Annotated in this window: 20 protein-coding genes and 7 pseudogenes; 11 read left to right on the top strand and 16 right to left on the bottom strand. The window is 69.7% G+C overall.

Going from position 1 to position 24548, the window contains the following annotated elements; translation table 11 throughout:
- Positions 1–133 precede the first annotated feature (133 nt).
- A complete protein-coding gene (locus tag AB0N31_RS00240; RefSeq protein WP_366056025.1) occupies positions 134–1624 on the top strand; it encodes a hypothetical protein in 1491 nt (496 codons plus the stop codon).
- Between the two features lie 265 nt (positions 1625–1889).
- Here the strand turns inward: AB0N31_RS00240 and AB0N31_RS00235 are convergent, their stop codons facing one another.
- The 3 genes and pseudogenes from AB0N31_RS00235 to AB0N31_RS00225 all read right to left on the bottom strand — a co-directional run.
- On the bottom strand, positions 1890–2882 hold the full coding sequence (locus AB0N31_RS00235) for a hypothetical protein (RefSeq protein WP_366056024.1): 993 nt from the start codon (positions 2880–2882) through the stop codon (positions 1890–1892).
- Positions 2883–2998: 116 nt separating this feature from the next.
- Positions 2999–4225 carry an MFS transporter gene (locus tag AB0N31_RS00230; protein WP_366056023.1) on the bottom strand — a complete coding sequence of 409 codons (1227 nt, stop codon included), beginning with the start codon at positions 4223–4225 and terminating at the stop codon, positions 2999–3001.
- Between the two features lie 135 nt (positions 4226–4360).
- Positions 4361–4609: pseudogene (locus AB0N31_RS00225) on the bottom strand (ISAzo13 family transposase); the annotation flags it as partial.
- 214 nt (positions 4610–4823) lie between these two features.
- On the opposite strand from AB0N31_RS00225, the gene AB0N31_RS00220 reads away from it, so the two are divergent.
- Positions 4824–5456, top strand: coding sequence for a VOC family protein (locus tag AB0N31_RS00220; protein WP_366056293.1), 633 nt, complete (start codon positions 4824–4826; stop codon positions 5454–5456).
- Between the two features lie 7 nt (positions 5457–5463).
- Here the strand turns inward: AB0N31_RS00220 and AB0N31_RS00215 are convergent.
- From AB0N31_RS00215 to AB0N31_RS00205, 3 genes and pseudogenes are all read right to left on the bottom strand, one after another.
- Positions 5464–5836, bottom strand: a pseudogene (locus AB0N31_RS00215) (ABC transporter permease subunit); the annotation flags it as partial.
- Between the two features lie 180 nt (positions 5837–6016).
- Positions 6017–6262, bottom strand: a complete 246-nt coding sequence (locus tag AB0N31_RS00210; RefSeq protein ID WP_366056022.1) for a DUF5133 domain-containing protein — start codon at positions 6260–6262, stop codon at positions 6017–6019.
- Between the two features lie 352 nt (positions 6263–6614).
- The gene (locus AB0N31_RS00205; protein ID WP_366056021.1) at positions 6615–7199 is read right to left on the bottom strand and encodes an XRE family transcriptional regulator; all 585 of its coding nucleotides are present in this window, start codon (positions 7197–7199) and stop codon (positions 6615–6617) included.
- 118 nt (positions 7200–7317) lie between these two features.
- Between AB0N31_RS00205 and AB0N31_RS00200 the strand changes: the two genes are divergently transcribed.
- Genes AB0N31_RS00200 through AB0N31_RS00190 form a run of 3 tightly spaced genes read left to right on the top strand, consistent with a single transcriptional unit; the run spans position 7318 to position 9588 of the window.
- The gene (locus AB0N31_RS00200; RefSeq protein ID WP_366056020.1) at positions 7318–8154 is read left to right on the top strand and encodes a DMT family transporter; all 837 of its coding nucleotides are present in this window, start codon (positions 7318–7320) and stop codon (positions 8152–8154) included.
- 29 nt (positions 8155–8183) lie between these two features.
- Positions 8184–8831, top strand: a complete 648-nt coding sequence (locus AB0N31_RS00195; protein ID WP_366056019.1) for an FMN-binding negative transcriptional regulator — start codon at positions 8184–8186, stop codon at positions 8829–8831.
- A 49-nt stretch (positions 8832–8880) separates the two neighbouring features.
- On the top strand, positions 8881–9588 hold the full coding sequence (locus AB0N31_RS00190; RefSeq protein ID WP_366056018.1) for a phenylalanine--tRNA ligase beta subunit-related protein: 708 nt from the start codon (positions 8881–8883) through the stop codon (positions 9586–9588).
- A 600-nt stretch (positions 9589–10188) separates the two neighbouring features.
- Here the strand turns inward: AB0N31_RS00190 and AB0N31_RS00185 are convergent.
- Together AB0N31_RS00185 and AB0N31_RS00180 are read right to left on the bottom strand one after the other, a co-directional pair.
- Positions 10189–12753 carry a heavy metal translocating P-type ATPase gene (locus AB0N31_RS00185; protein WP_366056017.1) on the bottom strand — a complete coding sequence of 855 codons (2565 nt, stop codon included), beginning with the start codon at positions 12751–12753 and terminating at the stop codon, positions 10189–10191.
- Between the two features lie 144 nt (positions 12754–12897).
- A complete protein-coding gene (locus tag AB0N31_RS00180) occupies positions 12898–13395 on the bottom strand; it encodes a general stress protein (RefSeq protein WP_366056016.1) in 498 nt (165 codons plus the stop codon).
- A gap of 397 nt (positions 13396–13792) precedes the next feature.
- Between AB0N31_RS00180 and AB0N31_RS00175 the strand changes: the two genes are divergently transcribed.
- The 3 genes and pseudogenes from AB0N31_RS00175 to AB0N31_RS00165 form a co-directional block, all read left to right on the top strand.
- The gene (locus tag AB0N31_RS00175; RefSeq protein WP_366056015.1) at positions 13793–14569 is read left to right on the top strand and encodes a PspA/IM30 family protein; all 777 of its coding nucleotides are present in this window, start codon (positions 13793–13795) and stop codon (positions 14567–14569) included.
- On the top strand, positions 14566–14844 hold the full coding sequence (locus AB0N31_RS00170) for a hypothetical protein (RefSeq protein ID WP_366056014.1): 279 nt from the start codon (positions 14566–14568) through the stop codon (positions 14842–14844). Before AB0N31_RS00175 ends, AB0N31_RS00170 begins: the two co-directional genes overlap by 4 nt.
- A 5-nt stretch (positions 14845–14849) precedes the next feature.
- Positions 14850–15098: pseudogene (locus AB0N31_RS00165) on the top strand (zinc metalloprotease HtpX); the annotation flags it as partial.
- Positions 15099–15334: 236 nt separating this feature from the next.
- On the opposite strand, the pseudogene AB0N31_RS00160 reads toward AB0N31_RS00165, so the two are convergent.
- The 6 genes and pseudogenes from AB0N31_RS00160 to AB0N31_RS00135 all read right to left on the bottom strand — a co-directional run.
- Positions 15335–15580 (bottom strand): annotated as a pseudogene (locus AB0N31_RS00160) (IS630 family transposase); the annotation flags it as partial.
- Between the two features lie 431 nt (positions 15581–16011).
- Positions 16012–16686 (bottom strand): restriction endonuclease, encoded by a 675-nt coding sequence (locus tag AB0N31_RS00155; protein ID WP_366056013.1) that lies wholly within the window; start codon positions 16684–16686, stop codon positions 16012–16014.
- Positions 16686–16898 carry a hypothetical protein gene (locus AB0N31_RS00150; protein ID WP_366056011.1) on the bottom strand — a complete coding sequence of 71 codons (213 nt, stop codon included), beginning with the start codon at positions 16896–16898 and terminating at the stop codon, positions 16686–16688. The genes AB0N31_RS00155 and AB0N31_RS00150 overlap by 1 nt, the downstream gene beginning before the upstream one ends.
- A 1390-nt stretch (positions 16899–18288) precedes the next feature.
- Positions 18289–18623, bottom strand: a pseudogene (locus tag AB0N31_RS00145) (transposase); the annotation flags it as partial.
- Between the two features lie 93 nt (positions 18624–18716).
- Positions 18717–18824: pseudogene (locus tag AB0N31_RS00140) on the bottom strand (hypothetical protein); the annotation flags it as partial.
- A 176-nt stretch (positions 18825–19000) separates the two neighbouring features.
- Positions 19001–19990 (bottom strand): YafY family protein, encoded by a 990-nt coding sequence (locus tag AB0N31_RS00135; RefSeq protein ID WP_366056010.1) that lies wholly within the window; start codon positions 19988–19990, stop codon positions 19001–19003.
- A gap of 92 nt (positions 19991–20082) precedes the next feature.
- Here AB0N31_RS00135 and AB0N31_RS00130 point away from each other — a divergent pair, with 92 nt between their 5' ends.
- Both AB0N31_RS00130 and AB0N31_RS00125 read left to right on the top strand, forming a co-directional pair.
- The gene (locus AB0N31_RS00130) at positions 20083–20481 is read left to right on the top strand and encodes a VOC family protein (RefSeq protein WP_366056009.1); all 399 of its coding nucleotides are present in this window, start codon (positions 20083–20085) and stop codon (positions 20479–20481) included.
- Between the two features lie 49 nt (positions 20482–20530).
- Positions 20531–21633: pseudogene (locus AB0N31_RS00125) on the top strand (IS481 family transposase).
- Between the two features lie 114 nt (positions 21634–21747).
- On the opposite strand, the gene AB0N31_RS00120 reads toward AB0N31_RS00125, so the two are convergent.
- Both AB0N31_RS00120 and AB0N31_RS00115 read right to left on the bottom strand, forming a co-directional pair.
- Positions 21748–22266: a hypothetical protein gene (locus AB0N31_RS00120; protein WP_366056007.1), complete on the bottom strand. Its 519-nt coding sequence runs from the start codon at positions 22264–22266 to the stop codon at positions 21748–21750.
- 97 nt (positions 22267–22363) lie between these two features.
- Positions 22364–23338 carry an alpha/beta fold hydrolase gene (locus AB0N31_RS00115; RefSeq protein WP_225656270.1) on the bottom strand — a complete coding sequence of 325 codons (975 nt, stop codon included), beginning with the start codon at positions 23336–23338 and terminating at the stop codon, positions 22364–22366.
- Positions 23339–23640: 302 nt separating this feature from the next.
- Here AB0N31_RS00115 and AB0N31_RS00110 point away from each other — a divergent pair, with 302 nt between their 5' ends.
- Complete coding sequence (locus AB0N31_RS00110; RefSeq protein ID WP_366056006.1) at positions 23641–24453, top strand: AraC family transcriptional regulator; 813 nt, start codon at positions 23641–23643, stop codon at positions 24451–24453.
- The last annotated feature ends 95 nt before the right edge of the window (positions 24454–24548 follow it).

The raw sequence follows: 24548 nt of genomic DNA, 5'->3' as shown, positions 1-24548 counted from the left end.
CCGCGTCGAGACCGAACTGGCGTGCTGGATCGCGACCCCGGTCGCACAGGCGGCGTACCGGGATGCGACTCAGGTCGCACAGGCGGCGTACCGGGATGCGACTCAGGTCGCACACGATGGCGCCCGGGGATCGATGTGGCAGCGCGTGCCCTGCGCCGAGGATGGCCGGGTGACCGAGATCATCACGGGGCTGTACATGTCCCCCCTGGAATTCCTTGCCCTGCTGGGTGCCGGCGCGGTGGTGGGGGCGCGCTGGCTTCCGCCCGCCGCCCGCCCACGCGTCACGATCGCGGCGGGGGTCGTTTTCGTGCCGTCCGCGATCGTGCTGAGCGTGGCGGGGATCCGCTGGCAGATGCTGCCGGTGCTGGCAGGCGCTGTTCTCGCGCTGCCGTTCGCCGTCTCTCCGTTGCTGCGACGCCGTAGCGGCCGGCCGGCCTGGCGGGCCCGGTGGTGGCTGGCGTTGCCGGGATCGGCTGCCTGCGTCGGCCTGATCGCCACGGGCCCGGTGGCCGCCTGGGCCTTCCCCGTACCCGTGTTCCCCGAGCCGTCGGGCGACTTCGCGGTCGGCACCCGCGTGGTGCAGTGGACCGACCCACGCCGTCCCGAGAGCTTCACCGCCGATGCGCACGACCGGCGCACGGTCGTGGTCCAGCTCTGGTACCCCGCGCGGCAGGGTCCCGCAGGCGCGCAGCGGGCCCGGTACCTCGGACGCACGGAGCACGAGGCGCGCACCGTGTCCGACGCCCTCGCCCGCGAGGTCGGCCTGCCCGGTTTCCTGGTCGACGGCGTCCCGCGTGCCCACACCCGTTCGGTCTTCGACGCCCCGGTGGCCGGCGGGGGCGGACGGTTCCCGGTGGTGCTGTTCTCTCCCGGGTCGGGCGGAGTGCGCACCCAGAACACCGCCTGGGCGGAGGAACTGGCCAGCCACGGCTATGTGGTCGCCGCCCTCGACCACCCGTACGACTCCGCCGCCGTCGTCCTGGCCGACGGCCGGACGATCGACACCGAGCTCGCTTCCACCGGCGACCGGGGCAAGGACGACAAGCTGGCGGCGGGCTGGACGGCTGTCCGGGCCGCCGACCTCAGCTTCGTCCTCACTCAACTGGGCCGTCTGGACCGAGGTGGGATCGCCGACCCGCTGACCGGACGCCTGGACACCGGCCGGGTCGCGGTGACCGGCCACTCCATGGGTGGTGCCGCCGCCCTGCAGGCCGCACGGCGGGACCACCGGTTCGACGCCGTCATCGATCTGGACGGCTACCCCCACGGCCCCGCCTCCCCCTCCCTCCACCGGCCGACGCTCGCGCTCACCCAGGCCATCACCCCGGAAACCGACCCGCGTTACCTGCCCCGCCTCACCGAGGCCCTCACCCTCAACACCGCGACGAGCTACCGGCTCACCATCCCCGGCGCCGCACACCTCACCTTCATGGACGGCCCCCTGTACCTGCCGCCTGTGCCCTCCCTGGTCGGGTCCCTGGGCCGCACCGAGAGCCCGCGCGTCGTCGCCGCCCCCACTCTCGCCTTCCTGGACGCCGTTCTGCGGCACGAACCCGGCGACCTGGCCGGCGACCTGTCGGCCTACGGCGACCTCAGTGTCCACCGCCCGGGCGACGGCCGCTGATCGGCTGCGCCGCGGCAGCCGACGGAAGAGCCGTTCCCCTCCCCGGCCGGAGTGCCGGCCCGAAGTCCGGCGCGGTGAACGGCGACGCCGGGGCGCCGCTCCGGGTGGTCGTCGGCTGCGGTGCCCGGGGAAGGACGGCGGCGGGGAAAGCGGGCCGCTACCGCGCGGCTCGCTGCGGGCCGCGTACCGGGCACCCGCCCGGCCTGCGTCAAGGACTACGGCAAGGGCGGGGCCCGGCCCTCGACGGCGGCCGTGCACGAGCTCGTCAGGCGTAGTAGTGGATCGTCCCTCGTAGAGCTGGCTCGGCGCCCTCACAGTGCTGGACGAACGTGGCCGCCAGCGCCGTGACCTCGCCGTCGGTGCCGCGGGCCAGCTTGGTGATGGTCAGCTCACCGTTGCCGGCGTTGCAGCCGCCGAAGCCGGAGACGTCGAGTCCGGCCGTACCGGGACCGTTGCCGCGCTCGGCCGTATAGGTGCGGCCCGCCTCGAAGGACTCGCCCACGGGCGGTACCAGAAGTGCCCACCACTTCTCCCTCTTGCCGGAAGCCTCGTGGGACAGGCCTCCGATTCCCCAGGGGCGGAGGGAGAAGAGGCTGGTGGCACCGGTGTGGGTGCCGGTGCGGCCCTGGCCGACGTAATCACCGGGCTCACTGGCGTAGGAGAAGGACAGCGGGTACGCGCGGTGCTTGACCACGCCCTTCAGCGCGGGCGCGTCGGCGGACTCGCAGCGCTGTGTGTACGTGGCGTCCAGCACGGTGATCGCACCGGACGCGTCCGCCTCGATCTGGTTGACCGCGAACCGGCCGTAGACCCTGTTGCAGCCGCGCGACTGGCCACCGACGTCCAGGCCGGGGGCTCGGCCGGTGGTGAAGCCGGCACGTTCGGCGTCGCGGTAGATGCCGGGGTGGAGCTTCTCCCCCGCGGGCGCCTCGAGCTCGACGGTCCACCAGTCGGCGTCGTTCTCGATCCGGACGGTCAGCGTCTCGGCGGCCCCTTCGACGGTGATCGTCGCCGTCTTCGGGGTGTGGGCCACGCTGCCGCCCTGGCCGACCCAGTCCCCGCTCTCGCTGGTGTGGCTGTACTTCGTCACGGCGACCGGCGTCGTGACAGCCGCCTCGGCAGGCGCGGCCAGTCCGGCCGTCGGACCGATCGCCGTGCTCAGGCTCGTCAGCGCGCCGAGCAGGCGGTGGCCGATGGCGGCGTGACGGTCGGTCCATAAGCCGCTGGCGTCGTCCCCCCATCCGGCGGTTCCGCACATGTGCGTCGTCCTCTCCATGGTGTGTCGGGGACCGGAGATCTGCGATCGGCCGCCCGGACCGTGCACCGTTCGGTGGGGTCCGGGGCTTGCCAGGGGGTTCAAGGAGGGCGTACGGCTCAGGTGTTGTCCGGCCATGTCAGGCGTCGGGCGTAGTGAGCCCACACGACCACGATCATGAGTGCGGCTGTCATGCCGCCCAGGAGCATGACCGTCGAGGGTGAGCTGCCGTCGACGACGAGTCCGCCGACCAGGGCTCCGAGGGAGATCGTGGCCTGGAAGGAGGCGGTGAACATGACGGAAGCGGCTTCAGGGGTGGCGGGGGCCGCCTTGGTGAACCAGGTCTGGGAGGAGACGGGGACCGCCCCGTATCCCACGCCCCAGACGACGAGGAGAGCGATGGCTCCGGCTTTCCACTGGCCCAGCACGGGCAGGAGCAGCGTGGCGGCTGCGATCATGCCGGCGGCGGTGCCGAAGGTGGCCCGCGGGTGGCGGGCCACCAGGGAGCCGCCCAGGAAGTTGCCGAGGATGCCTGCCGCGCCGTAGACGAGCAGGAATACGGTGACGAGCCCGGAGCTGACGTCCGTGACCTGTTCGAGGAACGGGGTGACGTAGGTGTAGGTTCCGAAGTGCGCCAGGACGACCGACACGGTCAGGAGCAGCGCGAAGCGGGTGGCGACGCTGTTGAGCATGCCGCGCAGTACGGTCAGGCGGGTCCTCTGGCGGGGCGGCAGCGGCGGCATGACGAGCAGCAGCATGATCAGCACGGCGACGGTGAGGCCGCCCATGGCGATGAACGCGGCGCGCCATCCGGCCAGGTCGCCGATGAACGTGCCGGCGGGGACGCCGAGTACGGAGCCCAGTGGCACGGCGGAGAAGATCACCGCTGTTGCACGCCCGACGGATTCGGCGGGTACCAGGCGTTCGGCCAGTGAGGCGCCGATGGACCAGAAGCCGCCGATCACGATGCCGACGATGACGCGGGAGACCAGGACGAGCCAGTAATCGGGCGCCGCTGCCGCCAGGAAGTTCGCTCCGGCGAGCAGGACCGTGAACACGCACAGCCTCAGGCGGCGGTCGATCCGCGCGGTCGCCGCGGTGACGACCGGTGCGGCGATCGCCGCGAGGAAGCCGGGCATGGTCATCATCAGTCCGGCCATGCCGTCGGAGATGGTGAAGCTGGCGCCGATCTTGGTGAGAAGTCCGATCGGGAGGATTTCCGTGGTGACGATCGAGAAGATGCCCAGCATCACCGCAACGACGGCCAGCCATCCGATCACCGGGGACCGGTGCGGTGAAGCGGCTCCGCCGGAGTCGTACGTCGTGGCGGTGGTGGATGAAGCCATGGATTCCGTCCTGTGATGAGCGTGCTGTTGCGTGATCAGTCCAACAGGCGGATCGGAGCGAAGGCTGGCAGATCTGCGACATCACCGCTGCGCGTGAGGGTGACGTCGCGAATCCACTCGTGGGCGAAGGTGCGGTCGTTTGCGGCCGGCGCCGGGCCGACGGATGCGTCCCAACGGCACCTCTGCGGAGTCGAGTTCCCGCACTCCGACAGACACAGTGGCCTCACGGACACCGGCGGCACGGGCGACTGCTCGGATCCCGCCGTGGCCGAGGGACTGGGCCTCCGCCCCTGTCGACAAGCGACGCTGCCGCTCGTCGAGGTGCGGCAGAATCGCCTCGAACTTGGCTGCCAGTACAGCCTGTTGTCTTTCTGACCCGTTCATCTCAGACCAACGCCCCACCGAGCGGAAAGCTACGAGTCGATGATCTGCACGCCCTTACTGATCGTTTCAGAATGAGTCGAGCTGCTGGTCCTGTGCTCGGCGATCTTGGTCGGCAGGGTGTCCGGGACGCGTGCTCACGGCCTGGGATCCAGCACTGGCACCGACGCGGCGGCCACAACGAGCAGGCGACGGTTTCAGGGATTGGGGGAATGTGATGCTGACTGGGATCGTGATCGACGCACTGGATGTCGCGCGTGTGGAGCGCTTCTGGTTGGAGGCGACGCGGGGCCGGGCAGGTGGCCTACAACTGCGGTTCGTGCCGACCGCGAAGCCGAAGACGGCGCACAAGAACCGGCTCCACCTCGACCTGGCCGGCGGGCCGGACTGGAAGGCCGAGGTGGCGCGTTTGCTCACCCTCGGTGCGACGCCGGTCGACATCGGTCAGGGGGACGTCCCCTGGGACGTGCTGGCCGATCCGGAGGGCAACGAGTTCTGCGTACTGCGTCCCGGTCACCCCGGCGTGCTGGCCGACTCCGGCCTCGTCGCGATCTGCCTCGACGTCGCGGAGGAAGATCGTCACGCACAGTGGGCCTTCTGGCAGTCCCAGGCGGACTGGCACGCGGTCGAATCCCACGACTGGGGTGTCCGGCTGCGCCGGGGGGCCACCAGCACGGTCTCGCTGGTGATGGGGTCACCCGCGGCGCCGAAGGAGGCGCGGAACAGGCTTCGGCTGGAGGTCACCCGACCCGACTGGGAACCCGGCGAGTTCCTCGATGCCGGCGGGAACGAGTTCCACGTCACGGGGTGCCCCCCTTCCAGTGCCTGTTCCACTGATCATTCAACATGAGTTGAATCTCGATCAGGCTCTTGGGCACGGCGGCGACCGCGGTGGTGGTGGAGACCGCCACGGGCGGGAACGCCGCCACCGCCGGCAAAGCGACCTTCGGCTCCTCATTGATGCCCGGCCAGATGATGAGCAGCGAGAAGTACGCCAGCGGCGGCAGCGTCCGCAGGAAGGTGATCCAGGGCTCGAACAGCGAGCGCAACCAGCTCACGGTGCCCATGAGCAGCCCGAACAACACCCCGAGTGCGACGCCGAGGCCGACTCCGATCGCGATGCGGCGCAGGCTGGTGTCCAGGTGCTCGACGAGGGGTGGTGCCGTTGTAGCCCCGCACGCCGTCGTGGGTGGTGGACACGGCGACGAACGCGTCCCCCACCAGCACCATGCCGATCTGCGTCTCGCGTGCCTGCGGCCCCCGGCTGGTGCCCGGCCTCCGACGGGGAGGGCAGCCGTATGAGGCCTCAGCCGTCGTTTCTGGTGTTCGCGCTCGGCAGGAACCTCTGGCGAGCCCAGAGGCTCAGCAGTGCCGTTCCGCCGACCAGCAGCGGCACAGATGTACTCAGCCCTACGCGGCCAGTGTCTCGTCCTCTCGGGAGACACTCGCACAGCTCGCCCCGTACTGCTCGAGCAGTGCGTCCGCCGCGAGCAGGGCCTGCTCGACGGTGCGGGCTCCGGTCATCACGCACAGCGTGTACGCGGAGTCCTCCAGAGCCCTGCTGGTGCGGCCGGTGGGGCGCACGTCGTGTTCGATGCGCGCCTGAGAGAACCGGGCCAGCACAGCGCGCAGGTCCTTCTCCGCCGGAAGGATCATGGTGATACCTCTCCCCTCGAAGCCCGTCCACAGAGCCGCCGGCCGCACCACGGGGAACTGGCTGTGTCCATGGCACCCCACGTCACGGCTCACCTCCGGGCAACGTCCGACAGGCCTGCGACTGCCCGGCATCGAGAGGTCCATGCCCGTGTTCACTGAAGCTTCCGCAGACCGTCGAACGGTCCGCGGAAGCGGTCCGGGGCTTCGGATCGTGTGGGACAGGTGGTGCGGACCTCGACGACGACATCGCCTGGACCGTGTCGGTGGATTCCACCTCGTCTGCGCCCTCATCCGGACCCGGGACCGACCGAAGAGACAGAACCCGGGCGCGAATGCCGCCCTGCCGCGCAGGTCAGTTCGCGGAGCCAGGGCCGGGCGGGATGTGAACGGTCATGATCAGGTGGCAGGTCCCGGTGCCCGCGCCGCGGTAGGTGTGGGGGGTGTCGGCGTCGAAGGTGGCGGTCTGCCCGGCCTCGACGGCATGCTCGGCGCCGTCGACGACGAGCACCATCCGTCCGACGGTGACGCTGACGGTCTCCACGACGCCGGCCTGATGCGGATGGCTGGGGTACTCCTCGCCCGGTTCGAGTCTCCAGCGCCAGACCTCGACCGGCGCCGGTCCCGAGGTGGTCAGCATGAGCCGCGCCTCGCCGCCTTCCTCCCCGGCCCACAAGGGCATGACGGCGTCGGCGGACACGACCCGGACCCGGCCTTCGACCGGTCCCTCCATCAGCGCGGACACCGGGACACCCAGGGTGTCGGCGAGGCGGACCAGGGTGGCGAAGTTCGGGTTGCCCTGGGCCTTCTCCAGCCCGACCAGGGCGCCCTTGCTGACCTTGGCGCGGCGGCCGAGCTCGTCCAGGGACAGTCCGGCACGGGTGCGGGCCGCGCGGACGTTGTGCGCGAGCGTCCGCAGTGCCGCCTCGGTCTCGGCCATCGCTTCACTCCTCCCAACAGGTGGATCACTGCACTGCACCGTGCGGTCGTTCGGTTGACGGCTTCCGGTCGGTGCGCTGTACGGTGTAGTCGTTCCATTGATAGTAAGGGATGTACCCGTGATCGCTCTGCTGCTGGCCCTGGGCAGCTCCCTGGCCTACGGATGCGCCGACTTCCTCGGCGGCCTCGGCGCCCGCAAGGCCCATGTCCTGCGCACCGTGATGATCGCCGCCCCGGCCTCGCTCACCGTCGAGCTGCTGCTGTGGCCCTTCCTCGGCGCCTCCTTCGCCCCCGCCACCCTCGCCTGGGGTGCGGCGTCCGGCGTCGCGTCGGCCGCCGCGTTCGCCCTGCTCTACCGCACGCTGGCGATCGGCCCGATGAACGTCCTCTCCCCGGTCACCGCGCTGGTCTCGGCCATGCTGCCGGTCGGGGTGGGCCTGCTGCAGGGCGAGCACCTGGGCCCGGCCGGGCTGATCGGCCTGCCGCTGGCGCTGGCGGCGGTGGTGCTGGTCAGCGCCGGACACGGTGCCGGCAGCGCGCGCCCGTCGCGCACCGCACTGCTGCCGGCCTTCGGAGCCGGGGCCGCCATCGCCCTGCAGCTGATCTTCCTGCACCAGGCACCCTCCGACAGCGGCGTCGGCCCGCTGATCATCGGCCGCGCCGTGTCCTGCGCGGTCACACTGGCCGCGGCCGGACTGGTGCACCGCAGGCTCGGCCCGGAGAAGCCCGCGTACGCGATGTCCGCGACGGCCGGCGTGCTGGACTCGGTGGCCAACCTGCTGTTCCTGCTCGCCGCCCGCAGCGGCGACCTGGCCGTCGTCGCCGTGATCACCGCCCTGTACCCGGCCGGCACCGTCCTGCTCGCCCGCAGCGTCCTCGCCGAGCGCGTCCACCGCGGGCAGCTGATCGGCCTGGGCACCGCCGCCGTCGCCGTGAGCCTCCTCGCCCTCACCTGACCCCCCGCACCCGCCGGAAGGACCCCCGCATGTTCATCCAGCCCTGGGACGCCGCCCTCGACGACGCCGAGTGGCGGACCTGGATCGCCGACGGCCACGACTTCGGCCTGCTCAGCGTCAACGGCCTCCTCGGACAGGCGCCGATCGTCGTGCCCACCCACTTCACCGTCGACAACGCCGACCTGCTGATCCACCTCGCCCGTCCCCACCCCGTCTGGAAGACGATCGAGGTCGACCCCAACGTCACCTTCACCGTCACCGGCGCCTACGCCTTCGTCCCCGGGCCCTGGCGCGCGGGGCCCGGCACCCCGCCCACCGACGGCGTCCCCACCAGCTACTACGCGGCCGTCCAGTTCACCTGCCAGGCCACGATCGTCGACGACCCCGAGGCCAAGGCCGAGCTGCTGCGCCGCCAGATGACCCACTTCCAGCCCGACGGCGACCACGCCCCCATCGAGGTCGACCGGCCCCCTTACGGACGGATGCTGCCCGGCATCCGCGGCCTGCGTCTGGCCGTCACCGAGGTACGGGCGAAGTTCAAGTACGACGACCACAAACCCGTCGAACAGCGCACCGACACCGCCCGCCGCCTCACCGAACGCGGCACCGGTCTGGACGGGCCCACCGCGAACCAGCAGCTGCGCCGCCTGGAGCGCATCGGCACCTGGAAACCCTGACCACGCCCTCTCCCCCACGCCCGCACCACCCTGGAACGGACTCCCCTCGATGACCATCCTCCGTATCGACCCCGCCGTCGCCGACGCCTTCCCCGACACCCTCATCGCCGCCGTCACCGCCACCGGCCTGCGCGGCCACGAACCCTGGCCCGCCACCACCGCCGCCCTGGAGCACCTGGAACAGCAGCTCGCCGACGGCACCTGGGAGCCCGCCGACGAGAGCGACCCCCGCATCGAGGCATGGCACACCGCCTACCGCTCCTTCGGCACCAACCCCCGCCGCATCCGGCCCAGCGTCGACGCCCTCGGCCGCCGACTCGCGAAGAAGGGCACCCTGCCCCGCATCAACCCGGCCGTCGACTCCTACAACACGGTCTCCGTCCGCCACGCCCTGCCCGCCGGCGCCTTCGACCTCGGCCACGTCACCGGCGACATCGAGATCCGCCACGCCGACGGCACCGAGACCTTCACCCCCCTCGGCGAACCCGACACCACCGAGCACCCCAGGGCCGGCGAGATCATCTACACCGACACCACCGACGTCCTCACCCGCCACTGGAACCACCGCGACGCCCACCGCACCCGCGTCACCGAAGACTCCACCCACGTCGCCTTCGTCCTCGAAACCCTCCACGCCGGCCGCGACGGACACCTCCTCGAGACCGCCGCCGGCGAACTGCACGACCTGCTCGTCCCCCACGCCGAGCAGGTCCGGGTCTCCTTCCTCATCCCGGAACAACCCCAGGCCACCATCTGAACCCCCGCGGCCTGTCGGGTGATACCGGGTGGGCAGGCTGCACGGGGAGCCTGCGGAATGTGCTGCTGTGCCGCCGGCACACCTGCTCGCCGAGGCCGGCGGGCTGGGGCTCGGCATCGTTCTCGACCCCTGTCCGCAGGCGGCCGCGCTCCGAAACCACGTCCGTGCCTTCGCCCGCGTGATCTGCGACCGCACCGGCACCGACCCTTCTCCCGGATCTCCACGGTCCGTACCGATGGTCCACCCCAGCCGCACGCCTTCGCCGACGGGCTCGAACGAGACCGGGACGCTGTCCTGGCCGGCCCCACCCTGCCCTGGAGCAGCGGTCCCGTCGAAGGTCACGTCAACCGGATCAGGATGCTCAAGCGACAGACGTACGGACGGGCCTCGCTCCCACGCCTGTGCAGACGAGTCCTCCTCGCATGACACTCCGTCACCGCATCACGAAAATCCTGGCAGAGCCTTCCTCGACTGCCATGCCGTCGACGGGACCTGCGGATGTCGTCGCCCTGGTCGTCTCCTTGGTTGCTGTTCGTCTTCGGACTCGTGCGCGCCGTTCGGTGCGACGGGCAGGCCGTTCATGGCCTGTGGCTCTGGAAGTCAGGCGGCACGGCGGCCGATGTCGGGCCCAGTGCTCTCGCCGGTGGCGGGAACAGCCGCCGCGCCGGGGGGGCCGGCGGGCGGCGGTGCCGCGGCGGACAGGCGGAGGCGTTTGAGCGCGAGGGCGTTGACGGCGACGATGATGCTGGACCCGGACATGGACAGCGCGGCGATCTCCGGCCGCAGCACCAGACCGAGGGCGGGCTCGAAGACACCCGCAGCGATGGGCAGCGCGATGGCGTTGTAGCCGATGGCCCAGCCGAGGTTCTGCCGCATCTTGCGCAGGGTGCCGCGGCCGATGCGCAGCGCGGTGGGCACGTCGAGGGGGTCGGAGCGCATCAGGACGAGGTCCGCGGTCTCGATGGCCACGTCGGTGCCGGCGCCGATGGCGATGCCGAGGTCGGCCCGGGCGAGGGCGGGTGCGTCGTTGACGCCGTCGCCGACCATGGCGACCTTGCGGCCGCCGCGCTGCAGTTCGGCCACCTTGGCCGCCTTGTCCCCTGGCAGGACCTCGGCGATGACGGTGTCGATGCCCAGACGGTCCGCGATCCGCTCGGCGGTGGCCTGGTTGTCGCCGGTGAGCATGACCACTTCGACGCCGAGCGCGTGCAGTTCGGATACGGCGGCGGCCGAGGTCTCCCGGGGCGCGTCGGCGATGCCGATCAGGCCTGCCGCTTGTCCGTCGACGGCGGCGATGACGACGGTACGGCCGGTGGCGGCCAGCGCCTCGCGCGGGGCGGCCAGTCGGCCGAGGTCGACGCCTTCGTGCACCGCCAGTCCGCGGTTGCCGACCGCGACCCGGTGGCCGTCGACGACCGCGGTCGCACCGTGGCCGGGGACGTTCTCGAAGTGCCGCGCGCTCACTGCCGTCACGGCCCGGCTCTCGGCGTACCGTACGACGGCTTCGGCCAAGGGGTGCTCGGACTCGCGCTCCACCGCCGTGACCAGCCGCAGCAGTTGGTCCTCGTCCGTTCCCGGGACGGTGATCAGGTCGGTCACCTCCGGCTCGCCCTTGGTCAGGGTGCCGGTCTTGTCCATGACCACGGTCTGGATCCCCGCCGATGCCTCCAGGGCGACGGCGTTCTTGAACAGCACCCCGCGCCGGGCTCCCAGTCCCGTGCCGACCATGACGGCCGTGGGGGTGGCCAGACCCAGGGCGTCCGGGCAGGTGATGACGACGACGGTGATGGCGAACAGCATCGCGGTGCCCGGCGAGCGGTCGGTGGCCAGCAGCCAGACGGCCAGCGTCGCGGCGCCGCCGATCAGGGCGACGGAGACCAGCCAGAACGCGGCCCGGTCGGCGAGCCGCTGGCCCGGCGCCTTGGAGTTCTGCGCTTCCTGGACGAGCTTGACGATCTGGGCCAGCGCGGTGTCGGAGCCGACCTTGGTGGCGCGCACGCGGAGCGTGCCGTTGGCGTTGATGGTAGCGCCGACGACCTGCGAGCCGGGGGCTTTGTGCACGGGCAGGCTCTCCCCGGTGACCATCGACTCGTCGACCTCGCTCTCCCCCTCCTCCACGATCCCGTCGACGGCGATCTTGGCTCCGGGCCGGACCAGCAGCAGATCACCGACCACGACCTCGGCGGTGGGCATCTCCACCGGCTCACCGCCCCGCACGACGAGTGCCTTGGGCGGTGCCAGGTCGAGCAGGGTGCGGATGGCGTCGTTGGCACCGCCCCGGGCCCGCATCTCGAACCAGTGGCCGAGCAGCACGAACGAGGCCAGCACGGTGGCCGCCTCGTAGAAGACGTCGCCGCCCCCGGTGAGCGTGATGATCAGCGAGTACGTCCATCCGGAGCCGACGGCGACCGCGACCAGCACCATCATGTCCAGGGTGCGGGCACGCAGGGCCCGCACCGCGCCGTCGAAGAAGATCGAGCACGAGTAGAGGATCACCGGCAGGCTCAGCAGCAGCGCCCAGACATCCTGGCGCAGCCCGAAGGGTACGGGGACGTCCAGGCCGAAGACGTCCTCGCCGATCGGCGACCAGATGACGATGGGGATCGAGAACAGCAGCGCCACGAGGAAGCGGTTGCGCATGTCGGCCACCATCGCCGCCATCGACATGGCCTCGTGGCCGCCGTGCCCCGTCAACTCGTGGGGGGCTGGCATCTCCTCGGCTTCGGCGGGAGCCTCGGCCGCCGCGTGCTCGGCGTGGTGGGCGTGCTCCGCGGGTGCGCTTGGAGCCGCCACCCGCGCGGCACGGCCCTCAGGAATCGCATGACGGCCCTCGGTGGCTTCGACGGCAGGGTCCGGTTCGGTCATCGGATCACAGACGTGGGACGGTACGGACTGGCCCGCGCAGTGGTAGCCGCATTCGGTCACCCAGCGGCGCAACTCGGCCAGTGACGTACGCATCGGATCAAAGGCCACCGTCGCCGATTGCGCGACCGGGTTGACTTCCACCTGTAGTACGCCGGGCCGTCGCCCCAGCACAGCGCTGACGGTGCTCTGCTGAGACACCCAGGCCAGACCGCGGACATCCAGAACCGCCGTGGTCCGCCCCTTACCGGGATCTTCGCGCCCGGACGTTTCGTGATCGTGGTGATCCGCATGGTGCTGCACGGTCACTCCTCCTTCAGCGAGTGAGACCGGGACGACTTCAGGGCATCGCCGTCGAGCACGTGGAGCCGGGCCGACAGGTGGAGGGGCCCCTGCGAGGGACAGGGACGTCCGCAGCGCTGCCCAGGTGGCAAGGCCGAGAGCAGGTCACTCTTCGCGCCAGGCGAGTGTGATCAGCAGGTTCTTGGCCTCCTCGGCGACCTCGGCGTCGGCGTCGGCGTCGGCGTCGGCGACCACGTCGTAACGGGCGGCCACGATCTGGCTGCGGGAAGAGAAGTCGCGGTGGCCGCCGCCGAGGGCGTGACCGGCGAACCCGAAGACCGCGCCGAAGACGGCTCCGTAGGCCAGTCCGCTCAGCATCAGGACCAGGATGTGGTGATCACCGGCTGCGAACACCGACAGCAGCAGCCCGACCAGCAGTCCGAACCAGGCGCCGGTGCCCGTCCCCGCCAGGGCGGCCCGGCCGCGTGTGAGGCGACCGAGGACGGTCTCGACCATGCGGAGGTCCGAACCGATGATCGCGGTGTGTTCCACCGGGAATCTGCTGTCGGACAGGAAATCGACCGCGCGCTGGGCGCCGGTGCAGGTCGGGTACGAGCCGACGACCGGCCGATCGACCTCTGCGGTGGGCGGGTGCTGGGTCATCGAAGGACTCCCCTCGTCATCAAGCAGCCTGCGCCGGTGCCACCTCTCGTGCAACGCACGCTGCCGTGCGTGAGTGCATGGGGGCGGAAGAGCAGGCCGGCGACGTCGGGGTTCTGCACGACACGGGCCCGAACAGGCTGCCGGCCGCCGAGCGGGAACCTCGGCCACAGCGGTACCGGCCGGCTTCGTCGAACCTGCTCCTGGGATGCGGGCCCGGTGCAGGACCCGACCGGCCCCGAGTGGGGACCCCGGCCCCTGCCCCGCCGGGTACCGCCGGGCGAGGACGGCGGGGAACACCGGGGATCGCGGTTGCGGCCCGGACCATGGGGCCGGAGCCTGAAGGTGTCCGCCGAGTGGCCTGGCTGATCCCTCATCCCGTCGAGAGGAGGCGGCCGTAATGAGCAGCATCGCTCACCGCATCGCCGCCCTGTTCCGGATCAAGGCGAACAAGGCCCTGGACAAGGCCGAGGACCCCCGCGAAGTCCTGGACCACTCCTACGAGCAGCAGCTCCAGATGTTGCAGAAGGTGCGGCGCGGCGTGGCCGATGTGGCCACCAGCCGCAAACGCGTCGACCTGCAGATCAGCCAGTTGCAGCAGTCCGGCGGCAAGCTGGAGGGACAGGCCCAGCAGGCGCTCGCGGCCGGGCGCGAGGACCTCGCCCGCGAAGCCCTGACCCGGCGCACCGCCGTGGCCTCCCAGATCACCGACCTGCAGACCCAGCAGGCGTCACTGCAGGACCAGGAGGAGAAGCTCACCCTCGCCTCGCAGCGGCTGCAGGCGAAGGTCGACAACTTCCGCACCCGCAAGGAGACGATCAAGGCCACTTACACCGCGGCCGAGGCACAGACCCGTATCACCGAGGCCGTCACCGGCATCGGTGAGGAGATGGGCGATGTGGGTCTGGCCATGCAACGTGCCCAGGACAAGACCGAGCAGCTGCAGGCCCGCGCCGGAGCACTGGACGAGCTGATCGCCTCCGGCGTGCTGGAGGACGCCACCCTGCCGACCGGCCGTGACGACATCCAGGCCGAACTCGAGCGCGTCACCGCAGGCGGCGACGTGGAACGGGAACTGGCCATGATGAAGGCTCGGCTCCCGGCGGCTTCCACCCCGCCGGCCGTGGAGGGCGGCGGGGCCAGGCAGGCACCGCCGGACCAGGAGGCGACGTCATGATCATGCGGATTCTCGGCGAGGGCCAGTACGAGATCACCGAAGAGCACCTGGACCGGCTCAACGAGCTGGACACGGCGCTGCAGTCCGCCGCCGACGGGGGCGACGAGACCGCGTTCACCGCGGCGCTGTCGGCCCTGCTGGACGCCGTACGCAGCCTCGGCACACCACTGCCGGACGAAAGGATCACACCGTCCGATCTGGTGCTGCCCGACGCGGACACCAGCCTCACGCAGGTGCGCGAACTGCTCTCCGACGAGGGCCTGATCCCGGGGTGATGACGATGCGCGGCCGCTTCGAGCCCGACCGGCAGCCGACCGCCCGCATGTCGGTCACGATGTTCCTGCTCGGGCCGGTGTACGTGGCGTTCGCCGCCGCGCTGATCGTGCTGCTCGAGTCCGTCGTCCTGGTGGTCGTCATCGCCGCCGCCCTGCTCGTCGCGCGGTTCTGGTTCTCCGACCGGATCGCCCTGTACTCCGTGCACGGCCGCCTCGTCAGCCGCGAGAAACAGCCCGAGCTGCACGGCGTCATCCTTTCGTCCGGAACGGGAGGGATTCACCGGCCGGCGGCAGGGGCGTCCGCTTTCACACCGGTCCGATGAGCTGCCTCTCGCGGTTCCAGGGCGCCGGGCGCCACCGCTCGCGTCTCCAGTCTTCTGAGTCGGGAATTCTGTTCAGACAGCTGGCGAGACGTTCGAGGATCTCGTCCGCGGTCTCGGTCCACACGTAGGGCTTGGGATCGGTGTTCCATGCGGCGATCCAGGCCCCGCGGGACCTCCCGGTCGAGCTTGATCAGGGATTTCTTGAACTCCTCGGCGCGATGCCGGCGGTGCAGGGAACCGATCACCTTGCCGGTGGCCACCTCCAGCGCGGCGAACAGCGTCGTGGTGTCGGCACGCACGTAGTCGTGGGTGACCCGCTGCGGGACGCCCGGCGTCATCGGCAGCCCCGGCTGCGAGCGGTCCAGGGCCTGGATCTGCGACTTCTCGTCCACGCAGCGAGGGCACGCCCGGTCGATCCCCCCGGTGCGCCCACGCCCTTCCTCCGAGGAGCCATGAACCAGCGCCTTGCCGCCGCGGCAGCCACAGCGGCCGCTCTCAGCCCCGCCCTGACCGTCTGCTCCGGCAGCGGCGACGGTGCGGACGCCTCCGCGGCCGACTCCGGATCCGGCGTCACCGTGAGCCACATGCACGGACTCGGTCTGGATCCGTCCGACCGACGCCTGCACGTCGCCACACACGAAGGCGTCTACACCTCTGACGCCCAAGGCCGACCCACACTCGTGGGCGGCAGCAAGGACGACTTCATGGGCTTCACCGTGGTCGGGGACAAGACTTTCCTCGCCAGCGGGCACCGCAGCACCGGCGGTAAGGGCCCCGGCGACAAGGGGCTGATCAAGAGCAGCGACGCCGGCAAGAGGTCGGACAGCGTCAGGCACTCCGCCGGTCAGGCCGCACGTCTGAACCGGCTCGGGCGGGAGCGCGCGGACAGGCCGAGGAGCTCGTGCAGAGCGGCACCGTCCTCGGCCCAGCGCCGTAGCTTCTCCCGGTCGATCCAGTGGACGCCGTGCCGGTCACCCCAGACCATGGCATCACGAGTGAGGGCCCCGTTGGTGACGACGACGGCGTGATCGGCTTTGTGGACCGGCCCGGCCGTCCCCTTCACCGCGTACATCACCGATGAGCCCACCTTCCCGCCGACGCGGGTGTGCTTGGCCTGCACCACGATCCGGCCGCGCTGCGGATGGTCACCGATGACGTCGGCGGCCTGGTCGCCGCCGCCCCCCACCCTGCGGGCCGGCCAGCCGTCGCGGACCAGCAGATCCCGCAGGGCGTACTCGAAGCGACGGTCGTCCATGGCGTCGAACTCCGCGAGCGTGATCCGCAGAGTGGCCAGCCGCTCCCTCTCCCGACGCCGCATCGTGGTCGCCCGCATGATCCGGCATACCGCGAAGATCCCCGTGAGCAGGGCGAAAGCCGGCAATGCCAGCCAGGCCGGCTTCAGCACGCCGACCGCCGTGGCCACCGTCCGCGCCACCAGGACGAGCACGGCCAGAGCCACTACAGCAGCTGCGATCAGTTCGGCGACACCGCGAGGACGCCTCAGACGTGACCGTCCCATCAGCGGTCGGCCGTTGCGCCGGCCGTCGGCTTCGGATCCGTCGGCGGTGTAGTGGCGTTGGATTCACTGAACCCGAAAACCTGCCCCCACAGCCACACGCCGGCCAGTAAGCCGGCAATCATCCAACCGCTCATGCGCTTGGCACCCCTGGACTTCGGATTGCGACGGATGTGCCCACGCACCCGATGGAACCCGTCCGGCACTTTCGTCATGCTCTCCCCTCCCGTCGGTGGGCCGCGGAGCACGGCTCATCCCGACAAAGGGTGTAGCAGCGGGCACTGACAGCAACTGACGGATGATCACGGGACTGCTCCCGGTCAAGTCGCCATCCGGCCAGGAGGGCACACGCTTCCGAGCCGGTCAGGAGCCGACGAGCTTGAGGCGGCTCAGCAGGGCGAACGCCCTGCTCAACTGCCAGACGGCTGACCACAGCCTCCCCGCCGGCCCATACGAGGTACGCGATCGGCCGCCTCTCAGCTGTAGGAACAGCGCCGGTCACGCCAGGGCGGCGCTCTGCCGATGAATGGCGAAAAGCAGCGGAAGCGCACTTACAGCCGCAGGGCGCCGGCGCCGCCTTCTGGACTGCGCTTCCTTGCCGGTCCCCGTACCGGGGTGACAGAAGCGGGTCCGCCGCCAAGAATCGGGCCCGCGCCCCGACCGCGGGCACACACCGGTCATCCGGGAGACCTCAGTGCGGAACCTGCCTCCGGGCCGCACGCCCACCGCCCCGATCAGCACCAATATCCGGACATAAGCAGACCGATATTCCACCCGCCGCAGATCCATCCTCCGTTTTCCAGGTCACCGCGCCATGCAAGATGCACCACCAGCAGACGAAAAATCCACCGGCAGCGCACCGCCCCCAGCCGCAGCCCCCTTACCTGTGTCTGCAGAGGTTGAGCCGAGAGACCGGGCTCGGCCTCTCGGACCGGTCACCCGCTGCCCCACGGCTCCGCGCCCATCAGCCCCAGATGTCCGAGTTCAACGGAGCATAGTCAGCACCAAGTCAGCACGGGACGGGTGAAGCGGGGTGATGACGTGGGCTTTCAGTCAGCACCGAACCGGCACGGGAATCAGCACCGCATCGCCATATCACCGCAAACCGCGCGTCTCGGACGACGCTCGTTTGGCCTGTCGTCGAGCCCTTGAACCGCCTGTCCGCGAGCCGACATGGTGGCCGCACGCATAGGTGAGCCTCGAACTATGTTGCCCGACCACATGTGCGCCTGACCTGCGTCTTTCTACGGTGTGGCAACACGCAAACGTCCCCGCCGAACGTCAGGAAGTGGTGCCGATGTCGTCGCCCGCAGCCGCTCCACCAGCCCCGAACAGCCTCAAGCGCATCGTCGCCGCGTCCCTCATCGGCACCACCATCGAGTGGTACGACAACTCATCCGATCGGGGCTAGGACCTGCGGTTTTCCATGATTCCGGCCTTCGAGGTCAGCACGGAACCAGCACGGGGTCCGTGGCATGCCGACTCGGTGCCGGCCGACCTGCGTCGTAGCGCGCTCCACGGCCCCCCAACGGCCTCCGAACACGGTTGCTCAGTGTCACCAACAGCGGGTTTGTCCAGCGAGTGGTGTAACTCGATTGTTGGATTTCAGTGGTTGGTCATGCCGGCGGTGAGCCGGCCGTCGAACGCGATGTCGAAGGCGTTGAGGGCGGGCTTCCACCTCCGTGTCCACGCCTTGGTGCCGGTACCCTTCGGGTCAAGGCTCATCACGGCGAGGTAGACACATTTGAGGGCGGCCTGGTCGTTGGGAAGTGCCCTCGTGCCCGGGCGGCCTTGCGGATGCGTGCGTTCACGCTCTCGATGGCGTTGGTCGTGCAGATGATCTTCCGGATCTCCATGCCGAAGGACAGGAAGGGCACGAACTCGGCCCACGCGTTCTCCCACAGCCGGATGGCCGCGGGATACTTCAGCCCCCATTCCTTCCGGAATTCGGCGAACCGCTCGACCGCCGCAGCCTCGGTCGGCGCCGTCTTCGCGCCATGCCCGTTGCGGTAGTTCCCGCTGCGGCCCTCGTCGGCCCGCTCCCCGCTCTCCCGCCCAAGGTGATCGGTGAGCTCACCCTCCAGAGCTCCCTCGACCACGAGCTTCGTCAACTGCGCCAGCAGGCCGCCTTCACCGGTCATCCGGATCCCGTCGACCTTCGCCTGGGCCACCAGCCCACCCACGAGAGCCCGGTCCAGCTCTGGCTCAACGGCCTCGGCCGCCGGCTCACTCGAACGCGCATTCTGCTTCATGATGTTCCTCCCCGGGAGATTCACCAGCCTCAACTGTGCCATCTCATGACATTGGTTCCTCGCTGTCAGGCTTGGCGGGCGTAGGACGCGAGGCGATCGGCGAGCTCGATGACGAGGTCGCGAAGTTCATCGGGGCGCTCGATGACGAACGGCCGGTCGAGTGAGGCGAGTACCGGAGGCACCCAGTCGAGCCGCTCCGCCCGCAGCTCGACGCGTAGCCAGCGCTCGGTTGCCCGGTCCTCGCCTACCGCGGGCTCGTGCTCCTCCAGGCTCGCGACGCTGGCGGGAAGGTGGGCACGGATCTGCTCGACCGTCCCGTGGATCCGCAAGGTCACCTCATGCCTGTAGTCAGCCGTGGCGAAGCCTGACAACACGCGCTGTGCCGGATCGGGGCCCGCCGACGCTTCGAATGAGCCGGGCAGGGTCCGCGCTTCTGCGATGCGATCGAGCCGGAAGGTTCGGTCCTCGCCGATCCGGGCGTCCTTGCCCGTGACGTACCACCGGTCCGCGTGGGCGACGATCCCGTACGCGTGCAGCGTGCGTTCGCTGCGCCGTTCGTCGCGGTCGGTGTAGCGGATCGAGACCGGTCGGCGGTGGCGCACCGCATCGGCGATGGTGAGCAGGACCCCGGCGTCCGGGGTGTCGAACTCTCCGGGCTGGTCCGTGAAGGCGAGGGATTCCAGGAGTGTGTCGAGCCGGCGGGCGATGTGCTTGGGCAGCACCCTCCGGATCTTGGCCGATGCCGTCTCGCTTGCCGTGTGCTGCGTCGTCGTCAGTCCTGCCCGGCGGCCGGCGACCAGGCCGAGCAGCACGGCCAGCGCCTCGTCGTCGCTGAGCATGAGCGGAGGCAAGCGGTACCCGGGAGCGAGCCGGTACCCGCCGTAGCGGCCGCGCACCGATTCCACGGGCACGTCGAGGTCGATCAACTGGTCCACATACCGCCGCACGGTGCGCCCTTCGACGCCGAGCCGGTCGGCGAGTTCGGCCACCGTCCGGGTGCCGCCCGACTGCAGCAGCTCCAGGAGTGTCAGCACGCGGCCAGTGGGTCGAGGCATGTGCACAACCTAACGCGAATACAGGACCGATTCTGTCCACTATTTCTCCTAGCCTGCGACGTGCACGCCTCCACACAGCCAAGGAGATCCCCATGGACTTCGTCTCGATCCGCATCATCACCAGCGACATAGCGCGTCTCGTCGAGTTCTACGAGCGAGCCACAGGAGTGCGGGCGACGTGGGCCACCGAGGACTTCGCCGAGCTCAAGACCCCGGGCGCCACCCTCGCGATCGCCGGCACCCGCACCGTCCCACTGTTCGCCCCGGGCTCTGCCCGCCCGGCGGACAACCACAGCGTGATCACCGAGTTCCTCGTCGACGACGTGGACCGCGTTCACCAGAACCTGACCGGCTTCGTCATCGACTTCGTCACCGAGCCCACCACGATGCCCTGGGGCAACCGGTCGCTGCTGTTCCGTGACCCCGACGGCAACCTCGTCAACTTCTTCACCCCCGTCACCCCGGCGGCTATCGAAAAGTTCGCACGCTGACGCCACGCACAGCCGCTCACGCGGGAGCCCTGAGATCCCAGGGTTCCCGGTGAACGCGGCCGCCGAGTCCAGGAGCGCCACCAGCAGGGGGCACCGGAACGCACCACTGACCCCCGAAGGACGTCTGCGCTTGTGCCTGCGGATCGACGCCGGACGTCCGATCGCGCACGTCGCTGCGGAAGCTGGGATCTCGCGCCGTTGCCTGGCCAAGTGGTACGCCCGCTGGCGGGCGCACGGCGAGAACGCCTGCTCGACCACTCCTCCCGCCCCGCTGCCGGCCCCGCCCGCACCCCCGAGGACATCGCCGACCTGGTGGAGGCGCTGCGGCGGCGGACCAAGCGCGGGCCGGCCCGGCTCGCCGCCGACCTACAGCGGCTGCACGGCGTCACACTCGCGCCGGTGACCGCCCACCGCATCCTGGTGAGGCGAGGACTCAACCGGCTCCGGGACCTCGATCCACCGACCGGCGAGCATCTGCGGGAGGTCATCCGCTACGAACACGACCAGCTCGGCGACCTGGTCCACGTCGACGTCAAGAAACTCGGACGTATCCCGACCGGCGGCGGCTGGCGGATGCACGGCGTCGACACCGAGTCCGCCCGCGCTTCCAAACGCACCGGTCCCGGCACCGGCGAGGTCGGATACACGTACCTGCATTCGGCGCTCGACGACCACTCCCGGCTCGCCTACACCGAGGCCCTGGACGATGAGAAGGCCGTCACCGCGGTCGCCTTCTGGCACCGTGCCGTTGCCTTCTTCGCCGCCCACGGCATCACACCGATCCGCCGCTGCCTCACCGACAACGGTGCGTGCTACCGGTCTACGACCTGGGCTGACGCGCTCGCCGCGACCGGTACGAAGCACAAGCGGACCAGGCCGTACACGCCGCGCACGGACGGGAAGGTGGAGAGGTACGACGGGACGCTCTCCCGCGAGTGGGCGTACGTCCGCGACTACACGACCGAGCGTGAACGACGCGTCGCACTCGTGGAGTTCGTGAACTACTACAACCACGAGCGGCCGCACGCCGCGCTCGGCGGCCGACCGCCCATCAGCCGGACCGCCGGGAGCGACTACCGGATCGTCTTTGACCAGCCGCCCGAACCACTCTCGGACATCCCGCAGCAGCTCACCTTCGAGGACTTCGTGTAACCAAGGTCCCGAGACACCACACTTAACTGGCTCTTTCCGCCTGGGAGTTACACCATTCACCGTACAGACCCGCACTCCGTCACAGTCCCGCACCGCCTCACTGTGCGGGGCCGGTCAGGCGGCCGACGCGGTGCCGGGCTGGTCATGCACGTTTGCTACCGCGTTGATCTGATCTGTGCCCGCCTGGGTGAGGAAGACCCACGTCCCGTAGACGCCCCACATGAGACCGAGCAGCGAACTCGCGGCGTAGAAGCCCATTCCGTCGGTGGAGCCGACGGTCGCGAACAGTCCGGCGGCGGCGATACCTGCCGCGAACACGACGAGCGCGACGACGAGGACGGGCCGCGCATGCTGGGACGTGCCACGGCGGGCTGCGTGGTCGAGCACCGAGAGCAGACTTGCGCTTGCTGCTGCGACCAACAGTTCGACCCCGAGCGCCCAGGTCGGTTGCGGCAGGGTGACCAGCGATGCGGTGACTGTGGTTGTCAGGAACAGGGAGACGGTTTGCGCGGCGCGGTTGCGGTATTCCTGGGAGGTGGCGACGACGTCGAAGCGGAAGGCGACAACGATGAAGGTGAGGCCGGTGAGGCTGGCGGCGCTTCCGCCGACGGTTGCAGCGAACGTGGTCCACATGACGGTTGCTCCTGTGCGATCCGTGCTGGGGTGGAAGGTCTCGGTGCGATGAAGTGCGGTGGGCGGCGGCCGTCGCACCGCCGCCCACCTCGCGGAACTACCTCGTTTCGACCTTGGCCATCGGGTCTTCACCGTTCTCCAGGGCGTTCACCGCGTTCTTCCAGGACGGGTCGGCCGAGTAGAGCTGGCTGCGCAAGTAGGCCCACACGAGAGCCCGCAGAGTCGCCACGCGCTCGGGATTTTCGTCGTCCGTCTCTGCCGCGTCGTATCCGGATATGCCACCGAAGATGTGACCAGCGCCGTACATGGTCACCATGGTTTTGTTGCCGCCGGGGCTGGCCGAGTAAGCGTCAGCGCGGTAACTGAGCCGATTGGAGAAGTTGGGGTTGAGGTCCTGATCGCCCACGATGATCAGGCTGGTGCCTGTCATCTGCTCGAAGTCGGTGTAATACAGCACCGGGTAGTTCGTCTTGGCCCACTCGGCGAAGTGCTCGTCGTTGCCGATGCCCGGAGCTCCGATGAGCACTCCCGCCTTGACACGAGAGTCGGAGAGGTCCTTCGGCCGGTCGTCGTCCGGGTCCAGCATCTGGGCTCCGAGGAGGAGGGAGACGGTGTTGCCGCCCAGGGAGTGTCCTACGGCACCGACACGGTCCCTGTCGATCCGCCGTTCGGCAAGACCGGGGACGGCGGCCTCGATGTCGTCGAGGCGGTCGAGGATGTTGTGCATGTCGGTGGCGCGGTCACGCCAGAACAGGGGCGCGTCCTTGAGGTCGGTGTCGCGCAGACCGAGGGCCGTCGAGTCCAGGTGGGTCGGCTGGATGACCGCGAACCCGTGGGCGGCGAAGAAGTTCGCCAGCGGCCCGTAGCCGTTGTAGGAGGACAGGAAGTTCGCCAGCCCGTGCCCGTGGGACAGGAGGATGAGCGGCAGGTCGGTGCCGGTCGCGGGGATCGACACCTTGACCTCCAGCGGCACGGGCCGGCCGGGAACGTCGAGAGTGACCGGATGGTAGGTGAGGACGGGTTGCGACGCGTTGACCGGGATGTTGGCGGCGTCGCTGTACGGCTTGCTCATCGGAGCCCTTTCGAGATCGGTGTTGACATAGCGCCTGTCGTAACTGGCGGTAGGCATGGAACTGGCGGTCGTGGCCGCGAGCCTGATGGGCCAGGAACGGCCGCCCGGCACCTGGATCGGTGTGGACGGTGATCTCCGCAGCGGTGCACAGATCTCGTCAGGTGTTCGTCCCGCGGTCTGACGGCAGGGGGAGGGCGACTGGCTCAACCATCGACTGTCATGCCTCCCTAGCTCGACGGATGCCCTTGTCTTACCGTGAACTGTAAGATCAACTGGACAAACCGAACTAGGGCGAAAGTGACATGACTGAGTCCGCAATCGATGGGCGTCACAGAAGAGCACGGTTCGGAGTCGAGAGCCTGGTTGTGCGCGTTGCCGATGGTGACTTCCCGACCGTTGTGAACAGTGGGTACACCGTCAAGATCACGCATGGCGGCTCTGCACCCCCTTTTCAGTACCTCGGGCGAACCCAGGGTCCCCCTGTTCCTGGCGCGGTGACGGTGATCGAGCCCCATGAGGTCGTGAGCTGCCTCGATCAGGACAAAGCCGCCGCTGACGGCCAGGCCATTGTGCAACTGATGTTCCTTGACGCCGATCTCATGCCAGTCGGCACAAACCGGCCGCGCTTTCATGAGGTGACCTATCCAGACCGCAGCCTCTTCAACGGCATTGCTGCGCTGCACAGGGGTTTGGCGCACGGCGAGGACGAGTTGGATCTCGAGTCGTCGCTGATCCGCTTGCTGACCGTCCTGCTCGCCAGGCATGCGGATGCTCCCGGCGCAGCGAGTCCGACACTTCGTCCTCGAGCGCTTCGTCAAGTACGGGAGATGCTCCACAGCCAACTGAACTCCAACATCAAGCTCGACGACCTCGCGGCAGTCGCCGGTTGCAGCAAACGCCACTTGATCAGGAGTTTCCGACAGGCTTACGGGGTTCCACCGCACCATTACCGGACCCTGTTGCGCTTGGCACGCGCCAAGTCCATGCTGGCAGCGGGACGATCCGTGGCAGAGACCGCCGCCGAGCTTGGTTACTGTGACCAGAGCCAGCTCAACCGGCACTTCCGACGGGAGTTCGGCATGAGCGCAGGTGGCTACGCCAGGACCGTGCGGTAGGCAGACCTGCGATGTCTTGGCTCAACTGCCACCTTGCCGGCCCCCCATGGGAAGGGCCTTGACCCCGGATCTTGGACACACGAGACACTGGATCC

This window comes from Streptomyces sp. NPDC051051, assembly GCF_040682975.1.
Lineage (GTDB): Bacteria > Actinomycetota > Actinomycetes > Streptomycetales > Streptomycetaceae > Streptomyces.
The sequence above is the reverse complement of the archived record's forward strand: the minus strand, read 5'-3'. Positions and strand labels throughout refer to the sequence as shown.